This is a genomic window from Streptomyces sp. Tek67B01 (genome assembly GCF_055231995.1).
This window is the reverse complement of the sequence record NZ_JBUYUY010000001.1, coordinates 1,732,348-1,745,353: the sequence shown is the minus strand read 5'-3', so window position 1 is coordinate 1,745,353 and position 13,006 is coordinate 1,732,348. Positions and strand designations below refer to the sequence as shown.

At 71.4% G+C, this 13,006-nt stretch carries 7 protein-coding genes; 3 read left to right on the top strand and 4 right to left on the bottom strand.

The genetic code is table 11. The features are described 5' to 3' along the window. Positions 1-2,052: a S9 family peptidase gene (locus ACV7NM_RS07970; protein ID WP_463409625.1), complete on the bottom strand. Its 2,052-nt coding sequence runs from the start codon at positions 2,050-2,052 to the stop codon at positions 1-3. A gap of 109 nt (positions 2,053-2,161) precedes the next feature. Between ACV7NM_RS07970 and ACV7NM_RS07965 the strand changes: the two genes are divergently transcribed. Continuing rightward, on the top strand, positions 2,162-3,715 hold the full coding sequence (locus ACV7NM_RS07965) for an MFS transporter (protein ID WP_463409624.1): 1,554 nt from the start codon (positions 2,162-2,164) through the stop codon (positions 3,713-3,715). On the opposite strand, the gene ACV7NM_RS07960 is transcribed toward ACV7NM_RS07965, so the two are convergent. The 3 genes from ACV7NM_RS07960 to ACV7NM_RS07950 form a co-directional block, all read right to left on the bottom strand. Continuing rightward, positions 3,712-5,154, bottom strand: a complete 1,443-nt coding sequence (locus ACV7NM_RS07960; RefSeq protein WP_463409623.1) for a cytochrome P450 — start codon at positions 5,152-5,154, stop codon at positions 3,712-3,714. The two genes, ACV7NM_RS07965 and ACV7NM_RS07960, sit on opposite strands and share 4 nt — an antisense overlap. 195 nt (positions 5,155-5,349) lie before the next feature. After that, positions 5,350-6,879, bottom strand: a complete 1,530-nt coding sequence (locus tag ACV7NM_RS07955) for a helix-turn-helix domain-containing protein (protein ID WP_463409622.1) — start codon at positions 6,877-6,879, stop codon at positions 5,350-5,352. Between the two features lie 130 nt (positions 6,880-7,009). Further along, positions 7,010-8,905 carry an amidohydrolase gene (locus tag ACV7NM_RS07950; protein ID WP_463409621.1) on the bottom strand — a complete coding sequence of 632 codons (1,896 nt, stop codon included), beginning with the start codon at positions 8,903-8,905 and terminating at the stop codon, positions 7,010-7,012. Between the two features lie 172 nt (positions 8,906-9,077). On the opposite strand from ACV7NM_RS07950, the gene ACV7NM_RS07945 reads away from it, so the two are divergent. Further along, complete coding sequence (locus ACV7NM_RS07945) at positions 9,078-10,079, top strand: LacI family DNA-binding transcriptional regulator (RefSeq protein ID WP_463409620.1); 1,002 nt, start codon at positions 9,078-9,080, stop codon at positions 10,077-10,079. A gap of 154 nt (positions 10,080-10,233) precedes the next feature. Continuing rightward, entirely contained in the window at positions 10,234-12,948 is a 2,715-nt protein-coding gene (gene acnA / locus ACV7NM_RS07940) for an aconitate hydratase AcnA (RefSeq protein ID WP_136212663.1), read from the top strand. Positions 12,949-13,006: the final 58 nt, after the last annotated feature.

Here is a 13,006-nt window from a genome sequence, read left to right as displayed (position 1 = left end):
CTAGAGCGCCAACTCGCGGCGGAAGAAGTCCAGTTCCTGGAGCATGACCTTCTCCCTGGTGCCGCCGGGCGTCATGTGCGTGACTCCCGGCAGCGCCAGCAGCCGGTGCGGGCGGCCCGCGTCCGTCAGGGCCCGCGACAGGCGCAGGGTGTGGGAGGGGTGGACGTTGTCGTCGGCCAGGCCCGTGATGAGCAGCAGGGGCCGGGTCAGCCGGGGCGCGTCCGGGATCAGCGAGTCCCGTTCGTACACCTCCGGGTGCTCTTGGGGGAGACCCAGGTAGCGCTCGGTGTAGGCGGTGTCGTAGCGCCGGAAGTCGGTCGGCGCGGCTCCGGCGGAGGCCGCGTGGAAGAGGTCCGGGCGGCGCAGTACGGCGAGGGCCGCGAGGTAGCCGCCGTAGGACCAGCCGCGCACCCCGACCCGGGTGAGGTCGAGGTCCCGGTGGCGGGCGCCGAGCGCCTGGAGCGCCGCCGCCTGGTCCTCCAGGGTGACGTCCGAGAAACCCCGGTACATGGCGTGGGTGTGGACGGGGGAGACGTACGGGGTGCCCCGGTTGTCGACGGTGACCACCGCGAAGCCCTGGTCGGCCCACCACTGACGGTGCTGCCAGCGCCGCGGCTCCGCCGAGACGTCCTGGAAACCGGGGCCGCCGTAGCCGTCCACCAGCACCGGCAGCCGGGTGCCCGGGACGTGCCCGCGCGGGAGCACCAGGGCGGTGGGGAGGCGGTGTTCGGTGACCCGCTCCAGCAACGGGGCCACCCGGTGGGGCAGCGGTTGAGCCAAGTCCACGGGGCTGAACTCCCGCCCGTCGGCCGTGCGTACGGTGCGGCGTATCCCATCGGCGTCCGCGCCGGTCAGCAGGAGCGTCCCCGACGAGGCGAGCACGGTGTGCACCCCCGGCCCGTCGGCGAGCGCGGTGAGCTCACCGGACCCCGGGTCCAGGAGGAACACTTGCTGCTCGGCCGGATCGCGCAGCCCGACCTCGACCAGCAACCGTCCCTCGTGCCATCCGGCCGCGCGGCGGACCTGGACGCCCTCACCGGTCAGGAGCCTGCCGTCGACGGCGAGGGTGCGCGCGGCGCCGCCCGCGGTGTCGGCGGCCGTCAGCATCCGTCCGTCGGGAAGTCGGGCCGGGGTCCCGGGCAGCGGGTCCACCCACCGGGGGTGGGTGGTACGGGACAGCTCCCGCGTCGCGCCGGTCACCGGGTCGGCGCCGAGCAGCAGCACCGTGCGCTGGAGCCGGTCCTGGACCGTCAGCAGGATCTCCCCGGCCGATTCCCACCCGGCGTCCGAGACGTAGGGGAAGGTCGCGGCGTCCCAGTCGAGCCGCACCCGGTTCCCGCCCGGGCCGAGCACCCACAGCTGCACGTCCGCGTTGGGGCCGCCCGCCTCGGGGTACGCGAAGTCCTCCACCGGGAGCTCCGGGTGCGCCGGGTCGCCGATCCAGCGCCGCTGGAGGGCGGACTCGTCGACCCGGGCGGCCAGGAGGGTCTGTCCGTCGGGGGACCACCAGTGGCCGCGGTCGCGGCCGAGCTCCTCGGCCGCCGCGAACTCCGCGAGGCCCCAGCGCGCTCCGTCGTCGGGGCTGACCCGGCCTCCGGGCACTGTGTGGAGGGCGTCGCCGGTGACGTACGCGACGCGGGTGCCGTCCGCGTTCGGGCGCGGGTCCACCGCGGGGCCGGCGGCGGGGATCTCCCCGGGTGGCGCGGCGCCGTCGCGGGTGACCCCGTACAGCCGCCCGTCGAACGCGAACACGGCGTGCCGGCCGTCGCCGGAGAGGGCGTACGAGCCGATCCCGGCCGCGACGAGCCGGACGCGTTCGCGCAGCCGCCGTTCGGCGGTGGGCAGGGCGCCGGCGGCGAGTTTGCGCGGGTCGGCGAGGAGGGTCTCGGTGCCGGTCGAGGTGTCGAGGACCCAGAGGGCGTCGACCGGGTCGGTGGGGCCCGTCGAGCGCAGGAACCACAGCAGCCGCCCGTCGTCGCCGAAGGCGAAGGCGCGCGGGGCGCCGTAGGTGAACCGGCCGGTGGCCGCGGAGAGCCTGAGGAAGTCATCCATGATCGCAGTCTGCCATGTGAAATATCACACCGTATAGGTGCGCTTCAGGGGAGCCGGCGTTAGGCCATTCGAGTGGTGGGCCCCCAGAGACGGGTTTAGCGTCGGAGGGGTGGACGGGAAGACATCGCCGACCAGCACGGGGACCACCGGCAAGGTCCGAGAAGGGCGCGGCAACGGCCTCGCCCTGTTCGTCATCGCCTGCTGCCAGCTCATGGTCGTGCTGGACATCACCATCGTGAACATCGCGTTGCCGCACATCCAGAGCGCACTGGGGTTCTCCACCGAGAGCCTGTCGTGGGTCGTCAACGCCTACACCCTCACCTTCGGCGGCCTGTTGCTCCTCGGCGGCCGTACGGGCGACATCCTCGGTCGCAAACGCGTCTTCATCTTCGGCGTGCTGCTCTTCGGCCTCGCCTCCCTGCTCGGTGGACTCGCCCAGAACGAAGGCCAACTGATGGGCGCCCGGGCCCTTCAGGGAATGGGCGGCGCCATCGCCTCACCGACCGCCCTCGCGCTGATCACCACCACCTTCCGCGAGGGACCGGCCCGCAACCGGGCCTTCGGGGTGTTCGCCGCGGTCTCGGCGGGCGGCGGCGCGATCGGACTGCTGGCCGGCGGCGTCCTCGTCGAATGGCTCGACTGGCGCTGGGTGTTCTTCGTCAACGTCCCGATCGCACTGGCCATCGCCTTCACGGCCGTCAGGGTCATCAAGGAGTCCGAACGCCATCCGGGGCACTTCGACTTCGCGGGCGCGCTGCTGTGTACCACCGGCATGGTCGCCCTGGTCTACGGATTCATCCGCGCGTCCCAGGAGGGCTGGCGCGACAGCCTGACCCTCGGCTCCTTCGGCGCCGCCGTGGTCCTGCTGACCCTCTTCATCGTGAACGAACGGCGCTCGCCACAGCCGATCACGCCCCTGCACATGTTCGCCGACCGCAACCGGGCCGGTACCTACGGCATCATGCTCTTCCTCGCCTGCGCGATGTTCGGCATGTTCTTCTTCCTGACCCTCTTCGTGCAGAACGTGCTGGGATTCAGCCCCCTCAGCGCGGGCCTCGCGTTCCTGCCGGTCAGCGTCGTCATCGCCATGGGTGCGGGCCTCGCCTCCAGGCTCCTGCCGAAGTTCGGACCCAAACCGTTCATGGTGGGCGGCGCGCTCTGTACGGCGGCGGGCCTGGCCTGGCTGACGCAGACCGACGTGCACTCCACCTACCTCGGCAGCATCCTGGGGCCGATGCTCATCTTCGGCATCGGCATGGGCATGCAGTTCGTCTCGCTGACGCTGATGGCCCTGTCCAACGTCCCCGACCGGGAGTCGGGAGCGGCCTCGGGACTGCTCAACACCACGCAGCAGGTGGGCGGCTCGCTCGGCCTGTCCATCCTCGTCACCGTCTTCGGCACCGCCAGCCGCAACGAGGCCCACACCCAGGTCCCGGCCTTCCTCGCCACCGCCGACCCCGGACAGCGGGCGATGTTCCTGCGCACCGGCCGACTCCCCGACCCCTGGGGCGATCAGGTGCTCGCCTCCGGCGTGAGCACGGCCTTCATCGTGGCCGCCGCGTTCGCCCTGACGGCCGCGGTGATCGCCCTGGTGGTCATCCAGGTCCGCCCCTCGGACCTGGCCCGCCTCCAGGGCAACCACACCCCGACGGCGGCTGTTTAGACCCCGTCCGCGCGTTCCCGCGTACGCCGGCGCAACCGGCAGCGGGCCGGTCCGTCCGCGCGCAGGGTGATGCCGACGCCGACGGGGACCTCCCGGTCCACGGCCTCGAACTCGTACTCCCGGAGCGTCACCGCGAGCGCGATCACCGACTCCAGCATGGAGAAGTGCTGACCGATGCAGGCGCGCGGGCCGCCTCCGAAGGGGAACCAGGCGTAGCGGGGCCGGTCGGCCTCCGCCTCGGGAGTGAACCGCTCCGGGTCGAAGCGCTCGGGGTCGGGCCAGTGGGCGGGGTGGCGGTGCGTGACCCACGGAGCGAGGATCACGTTGGCGCCGGCCGGGACGGTGAGCCCGCCGATCCGGCTCGCGGCCACGGCCTTGCGGCCCATCACCGGGGCCGCGGGATAGAGCCGCATCGCCTCCTTGAGCACCTGCGTCAGGTACGGCAGCCGGTCGAGGTCGGCGGCCTCGGGGTCACGCTCGCCCAGCACCCGCGAGATTTCCTCGTACGCCCGCTGCTGGTGCTCTGGGTGGCGGGCCAGCAGGTGGAGCGCGAAGGCCAGGGAGGTGGCGGTCGTCTCGTGACCGGCGAGCAGGAAGATCAGCACCTGGTCGCGCAGTTCGGTGGCGTCGAAGGCGGCGTCGTCGGCGCTCTGCGCGGCGGCGAGCAGCGTCAGCAGGTCGTCCCCCCGCGTGCCTTCCGCCGCGTCCTCCCCCTCCGTCACGTCCGCGGTCTTGGCGCGGCCCCGCCGCTCGGCGATGATCCGGTCGCAGACCGCGTACAGCTCCTCCATCGCGGCGGCCGCCCGCCGGTTGCCGGGGGTGGGCCAGCCGCGCGGGATGTTGGCGGGGGAGTAGCCGCGCCGCAGGACGTACTCCGTGATGACGGGGAAGGACCGGTTGATGACATCGACGGTGGCGTCCACGTCGATGCCGAAGAGGATCCTGGCCACCGCACGCAGCGCGAGGTGCGTCATCTCGTCGGAGACGTCGACGATCCCGTCGGCGGCCCCCACCCACGTGTCGAGCGTCGCCCGGGTCTCGGCCACGACGGCGCTCGCGTAGCCGTCCACCCGGCGGCGGGTGAACAGCGGCTGGACCAGCCGGCGCTGGCGCAGGTACTCCTCGTCCTGACTGGTCAGCAGCCCGTTGCCGAGGGACTCCCGGATCTCCTGGTAGAAGGGGTTGTCCTTGCGGAAGTTGGCCGATTCCGAGGCCAGGACCTGCTGTGCGCCCTCCGGGGAGAACACGCAGTACAACTCGGTGCGCAGCCCGGGCGGCCCGGCGCTGACACGGACGACGTCACCGTGGCGCTGCTGGGCGCGCAGATAGGTTCCGAGCGAATCCGAGGTCAGGTCGAACAGCGACCCCAGCAACGGCGCCCCGGCCAACACCGGGACCTCCGTACCCGCCCGTGTTCCCGCCGTACTCTCCACTGTCATGGCCGCCCCCTCGACGCCGTCCCGAGCCCCCGATTCTGCCGCTTCCCCCACCGCCCCGTCTCGTCCATATGGCCGAATCCCACCGCCCCGGGCCGGCGCACCGGCCCGTATGACGCGGAAGCCCCCCGCCCACTCGGTGGGCGGAGGCTTCTCCGGGGGGCCCGTGCGCGGTCGGCGGGGCGGGACCTTTGGAACTTAGATGTCCCGGAAGATCTCGATCTGCGCGCCGACCGAGTTGAGGCGTTCCGCCAGTTCCTCGTAGCCGCGGTTGATGACGTAGACGTTGCGCAGGACCGAGGTGCCTTCGGCCGCCATCATCGCCAGGAGGACGACCACCGCCGGGCGGAGCGCGGGCGGGCACATCATCTCCGCCGCGCGCCAGCGGGTCGGGCCCTCGACCAGGACGCGGTGGGGGTCCAGGAGTTGGAGGCGGCCGCCGAGGCGGTTGAGGTCGGTCAGGTAGATGGCCCGGTTGTCGTACACCCAGTCGTGGATCAGGGTCTGGCCCTGGGCGACGGCGGCGATGGCCGCGAAGAACGGGACGTTGTCGATGTTCAGCCCGGGGAACGGCATCGGGTGGATCTTGTCGATCGGGGCTTCGAGCTTCGACGGGCGGACCGTCAGGTCGACCAGGCGGGTGCGGCCGTTGTCGGCGGTGTACTCCGCCGAACGGTCGTGGTCCAGGCCCATCTCCTCCAGGACCGCCAGCTCGATTTCCATGAATTCGATCGGTACGCGGCGGATGGTCAGTTCGGACTCGGTGACCACGGCCGCGGCCAGCAGGCTCATCGCCTCGACCGGGTCCTCGGAGGGGGAGTAGTCCACGTCGACGTCGATGTTCGGGACGCCGTGGACGGTGAGGGTGGTGGTGCCGATGCCCTCGACCTTGACGCCCAGGGTCTCCAGGAAGAAGCAGAGGTCCTGGACCATGTAGTTGGAGGAGGCGTTGCGGATGACGGAGACGCCGTCGTGCCGGGCCGCGGCCAGCAGCGCGTTCTCGGTGACCGTGTCCCCGCGCTCGGTCAGGACGATCGGGCGGTCGGGACAGACTCCGGCGGCGACCTGGGCGTGGTAGATGCCCTCGGTCGCGGTGATCTCCAGGCCGAAGCGGCGCAGGGCGATCATGTGGGGCTCGATGGTGCGGGTCCCGAGGTCGCAGCCGCCGGCGTAGGGCAGCCGGAACTGGTCCATGCGGTGCAGCAGCGGACCCAGGAACATGATGATGCTGCGCGTCCGGCGGGCCGCGTCCGCGTCCATGGCGTCCATGTCGAGGCGGGCCGGCGGGACGATCTCCAGGTCCACGCCGTCGTTGATCCAGCGGGTGCGGACACCGATGGAGTTCAGGACTTCGAGGAGGCGGTAGACCTCTTCGATGCGGGCGACGCGCCTGAGCACCGTACGGCCCTTGTTGAGCAGGGAGGCACAGAGCAGCGCGACGCACGCGTTCTTGCTCGTCTTGACGTCGATGGCACCGGAGAGACGGCGGCCGCCGACGACCCGCAAGTGCATGGGTCCGGCGTAGCCCAAAGAGACGATCTCGCTGTCGAGAGCCTCACCGATTCTGGCGATCATCTCAAGGCTGATGTTCTGGTTTCCGCGTTCGATCCGGTTGACGGCGCTCTGGCTGGTGCCGAGCGCTTCGGCAAGCTGACTCTGTGTCCAGCCCCGGTGCTGACGGGCGTCACGGATGAGCTTGCCGATGCGTACGAGGTAGTCGTCTGCCATGGGTGCACCGTATCTCAGATATGAGATGGGGGCCGAACGGGGTGTGGCGGACGGGTGTTACCCACAGTGGCGGGGGGTCCTGCCGGCTGACCCCGGGTCAGTCGACAGGATGCCCGCGCCCCCTGCCCGTTCAGTGCCCGCAGGCGTGGTGCCGGCCGCCGTGGACCGCCGCGTACGAGGCCGGCCGCGGGGCCGAGCGCGCGCGCCGCGCGCGGGCCGAAGCCGCCCGGCCCGCCTCGGACTCGGCGTCGTGCACGACGCGACCGCCGACCAGGGTCATCCGTACGCCCGTGTCGCTTATGTCGGACACGGGACAGCGGGTCACGTCCCGGTCGAGCAGCACCAGGTCGGCCGCCTTGCCCGCCTCCACCGTGCCGGTCAGCTGCTCCTGGCGCAACTGCCAGGCAGTGCCCGAGGTGTGCATCCGCAAGGCCGAGTCCCTGCTCAGCCCCTCCAGCTCCCGGTACAGCTCACCCTCCCCGAAGGCGCCCTGCCGGTCGATCGCCGTGCGGAGCTGGTTCCACACTTGGAGGGCGTCCACCGGCCAGTCCGAGCCGCCCGTCAGGCGCGCCCCCGCCTTCTCGATGCTCCGTGCGGGATACATCCAACGGTGGCGGCGCGGCCCGATGTAGGGCAGCAACGCCTCCATCGTCCAGGTGTCGCGCGAAGCCCATTGGAGCTGCATGCAGACGGCCACGCCGAGCCGGGCGAAACGGGGCAGATCGGCGGGATCGACTATCTGGAGGTGGGCGATGGCGTTACGCGCGTCCCGACACCCCGTCACCCGTCTGGCGTACTCGTATCCGTCCAAAGCGGTACGGACCGCCCGGTCGCCCAAGCCGTGGGCGTGCATCTGCCAGCCGGCCGCGTTGAAGCCCGCCGAGAGCCGGCCGTAATCCGCCGCCGACGTGTACAGCTCACCGCGGTTCGAGGTCGGTTTGCCCGCTCCGTCCAGATACGGTTCCAGCAGCGCCGCCGTCTGCGCCGGGTACTCGATGACCCCGTCCAGGAACACTTTGATCATCCCGAACCGGAGTCCTCCCACCCCCTCGAACTCCCGCCGCAGCCCGCGCGCGTAGGCGAGCGAGGCGGTCGGGTCCTTGGCCTGCCCGGCGTCCAGCCGGATGGCGGGCACGATCCGCTGCGGCAGCTTCCCCGCCGCCGACAGGGCCCGGTACAGCTCCAGCTCGTGCCGGCCGACGAGGGCGTCCATCATGGTGGTGACCCCGGAGGCGGCCGCCAGTTCCAGCACCTTCGCGCAGGCCGCCACGAGTTCGTCCGTCGACGGCTCGGGGACGTGCCGCTTCACCAGGTCCTGCGCGTCGTCCTTGAGCACGCCCGTCGGCTGTCCGTCGGCCCCCTTGACCACCTTGCCGCCGGCCGGGTCGGGGGTGGCCGCGGTGATCCCGGCGATGTCCAGGGCGCGCCGGTTCGCCCACAGGTTGTGCCCGTCGCCGCCGACGAGGACGACCGGGCGCCGCGTGGGCAACGCGTCCAGCATCGAGTGGTGCGGGGCGGTCCCCGTCGGCAGCAGCCCGACCGGGTTCCAGTCCTCCACCACCAGCCAGCCGTCGGGCTCCGCGCCCGCCCCGCCGGTGTCGGCGAGGAACCCCGTCAGCAGGGCGGTGAGTTCCGCCACGGTGGTCTCCGCGCTCCCCAGCGAGGGGCGCAGCGACCGCTCACCGGCGCCCAGCGGGTGGACGTGCCCGTCGTGGATACCGCTCATCACGGTGTTGCCGCGGGCATCGACCACCTCGGTGTCCCGGCCCGCGTGCCGGCGTACGGAGGCGCTCGAACCGGTGGCGAGGATCGTGCCGTCCCGCCCCACCGCGACGGCCTCCGCCGGAGCGCCGCCCGGCCGGCCAGTGAAGACCCGGGCGTTGTGGAACACCAGGGCGGCGGAGCCGCGACCGCCGGAAGGCGCGGACGCGGAGGCGGAGGCCGCGCCGGCGCCCACCAGGGTCGCCGCCGATGCGGCTCCGGCGGACGCTAGGAGCCCTCGCCGGGACAGGGGGGAAGGGGTCATGGCCACTCCAGACATCGGTAAGGCGGTTGCGGTGCGGTGCCGGTACGTGGCGTGGACACTGGGTGATTAACCCGTTAACCGGAACCCGCCCCGCGCGACGGATTCCGCACCCCACCCCGCCCACCCCGCCGCGCTCCCCCCGCCCCGTGGCCCCCGCCCGTACCATGACCCCGTGCCCGGCCCCGGACCGACCCTCGCCGACATCGCGCGCGCCGCGGAGGTCTCCATCGCGACCGTCTCGCACGCCCTCAACGGCACCGGCCGCCTCTCCGACGGCACCCGCCGCCGGGTCCGCGAGGTGGCCGCCGGCCTCGGCTACGGCTCCCGGCGCGGCCCCCGCACCCGCACCCTCGGGCTGGCGGTGACCACGTACGCCGGCTCCGCCTGGGACTTCGCGGGGATCGCCTACTTCTCCCGCCTGCTGACCTCCGCGACCTCCGCCGCGCACGCCCGCGGCTACGCCCTGACCACCCTGCCCGCCGATCGGGGCGGCGAGCCGCTCTGGCACACCCTCGCCGTCGACGGGATGCTTCTGTTGGACAGCCCGGCAGGGGACCCCGTGCTGCGCGCCCTGCGGGCCCGGGGCCTGCCGCTGGTCTTCGACGGCCGCCCGCCGGACCCGTGGCCGTCGGACACATGGGTGGACAACGACCACGCGAGCACCACGCGAGAGGTACTCGACCACCTCGCGACGTCAGGAGCCCGGCGCATCGCGCTCCACTCCGGCTACGGCCGCGAGTTCTACACCGGAGCCGTCACGTCCACCTACGAACAGTGGTGCGCGCGGCGCGGCGCGGACCCGTTGGTGATCCCCTTCGACCCCGACGACCGCGCAGGTCACGCCTTCGACGCCGCGTTCGGCGCGCCCGCCCGACCCGACGCCGTCTACTGCGTGTACGACCCGGGCGGGCGGCAGGCGCTCGCGGCCGCCGCGCGCCACGGCATCCGTACGCCCCAGGACCTCCTGCTGGTCTGCGCCAGCGAGGACGGTGGGTACGCCGAGAACGAACCGCCCGTGACCACCGTCACCCTGAATCCGGAGCGGATCGCCGTACGCGCGGTGTCCGCGCTGGTGGAGCTGATCGAATCCGGGAAAGCGGAATCGCCCGGTCAACTGACCGTGGCGGCAGGACTGCGGGTGCGTGCCTCGTCCCTTCCCCCGGACATGTACTAGAGTTATCTCGACATCGAGATATCTGCCGAAGGCGAACCGCAGCCGCCCCCGCTGGTAAGGGTTACCTAACTTAGCCTTACCTCAGCGGATTGGCCATGGGGCGTGGCGGCAGGATGCGGTTATACGCGCGAAATCATGCATGAAGGAGACTGTCGTGTCGGCGAACAGCTTCGACGCCCGCAGCACGCTGCAGGTGGGCGACGAGTCGTACGAGATCTTCCGGCTGGACAAGGTCGAGGGCGCGGCGCGCCTTCCCTACAGCCTGAAGGTGCTGCTGGAGAACCTGCTCCGTACCGAGGACGGCGCGAACATCACCGCCGACCACATCCGGTCCCTCGGCAACTGGGATTCGCAGGCGCAGCCCAGCGAGGAGATCCAGTTCACGCCGGCCCGCGTGATCATGCAGGACTTCACCGGCGTCCCCTGCGTCGTCGACCTCGCCACGATGCGCGAGGCCGTCAAGGCCCTCGGTGGCGACCCGTCGAAGATCAACCCGCTGGCCCCGGCCGAGCTGGTCATCGACCACTCGGTCATCGCCGACAAGTTCGGCACGAACGACGCGTTCGCCCAGAACGTGGAGCTGGAGTACGGCCGCAACAAGGAGCGCTACCAGTTCCTGCGCTGGGGCCAGACCGCCTTCGACGAGTTCAAGGTCGTCCCCCCGGGCACCGGCATCGTCCACCAGGTCAACATCGAGCACCTGGCCCGCACGGTCATGGTCCGAAACGGCCAGGCCTACCCCGACACCCTCGTCGGCACCGACTCGCACACCACCATGGTCAACGGCCTGGGCGTGCTGGGCTGGGGCGTCGGCGGCATCGAGGCCGAGGCCGCGATGCTCGGCCAGCCGGTCTCCATGCTGATCCCGCGCGTCGTGGGCTTCAAGCTGACCGGCGAGCTGCCGACCGGCACCACCGCCACCGACCTCGTGCTGACCATCACCGAGATGCTGCGCAAGCACGGCGTCGTCGGCAAGTTCGTCGAGTTCTACGGTGAGGGCGTCGCCGCCACCTCCCTCGCGAACCGCGCCACCATCGGCAACATGTCGCCGGAGTTCGGCTCGACCGCCGCGATCTTCCCGATCGACGACGAGACGCTGAAGTACCTGCGCCTGACCGGCCGCGACGCCCAGCAGGTCGCGCTCGTCGAGGCGTACGCCAAGGAGCAGGGTCTGTGGCTGGACCCGGCCGCCGAGCCCGACTTCTCCGAGAAGCTGGAGCTCGACCTCTCCACGGTCGTCCCCTCCATCGCCGGCCCCAAGCGCCCGCAGGACCGCATCGTCCTCGCGAACGCCGCCGAGCAGTTCGCCGTCGACGTCCGCAACTACGTCAGCGACGACGAGGAGGCCGGCAAGGAGTCCTTCCCGGCGTCCGACGCCCCGGCCTCCGCCGATGGCATCCCGACCAAGCCGACCCTGGTCACGCTGGCCGACGGCACCTCGTTCGAGATCGACCACGGCGCCGTCACCGTCGCCGCGATCACCTCCTGCACCAACACCTCGAACCCCTACGTCATGGTCGCCGCGGCGCTCGTGGCGAAGAAGGCGGCCGAGAAGGGCCTGACCCGCAAGCCCTGGGTCAAGACCACCCTGGCCCCGGGCTCGAAGGTCGTCACCGACTACTTCGACAAGGCCGGCCTGACCCCGTACCTGGACAAGCTGGGCTTCAACCTGGTCGGCTACGGCTGCACCACCTGCATCGGCAACTCCGGTCCGCTGGACGAGGAGATCTCGAAGGCGATCAACGAGGCCGACCTCGCGGTCACCTCGGTGCTCTCGGGCAACCGCAACTTCGAGGGTCGCATCAACCCCGACGTCAAGATGAACTACCTGGCCTCCCCGCCGCTGGTCGTCGCGTACGCCATCGCCGGCTCCATGAAGGTGGACATCACCAAGGACGCCATCGGCATCGACACCGAGGGCAAGCCGGTCTACCTCCAGGACATCTGGCCCTCCGAGGCCGAGGTCAACGACGTCGTGGCGAACGCCATCGGCGAGGACATGTTCAACAAGTCCTACCAGGACGTGTTCGCGGGCGACGCCCAGTGGCAGGCGCTGTCCATCCCGACCGGCAACACGTTCGAGTGGGACCCGCAGTCCACCTACGTCCGCAAGCCCCCCTACTTCGAGGGCATGACGATGGAGACCACCCCGGTCTCCGACATCGCCGGCGCCCGCGTGCTGGCGAAGCTGGGCGACTCGGTCACCACCGACCACATCTCCCCGGCCGGTGCGATCAAGGCCGACACCCCGGCCGGCAAGTACCTCACGGAGCACGGCGTCGAGCGCCGCGACTTCAACTCCTACGGTTCCCGTCGCGGCAACCACGAGGTCATGATCCGCGGCACGTTCGCCAACATCCGCCTGCGCAACCAGATCGCGCCGGGCACCGAGGGCGGCTTCACCCGCGACTTCACGCAGGCCGACGCGCCGGTCTCCTTCATCTACGACGCCTCGCAGAACTACCAGGCCGCCGGCATCCCGCTGGTCATCCTGGCGGGCAAGGAGTACGGCTCGGGCTCGTCGCGCGACTGGGCCGCCAAGGGCACCGCGCTGCTGGGCGTCAAGGCGGTCATCGCCGAGTCCTACGAGCGCATCCACCGCTCGAACCTGATCGGCATGGGCGTCCTCCCGCTCCAGTTCCCCGAGGGCGCCTCGGCGGCCGCGCTGGGTCTGACCGGCGAGGAGACCTTCTCCTTCACCGGTGTGGAGGAGCTGAACAACGGCACCACCCCGCGCACGGTCAAGGTCACCACCGACACCGGTGTGGAGTTCGACGCGGTCGTGCGCATCGACACCCCCGGTGAGGCGGACTACTACCGCAACGGCGGCATCATGCAGTACGTGCTCCGCAACCTGATCCGCGGCTAGTCACGCGGACGCCGAGCGGCACCCGAGGGTCGTATCCCCGAAAGGGGGTACGGCCCTT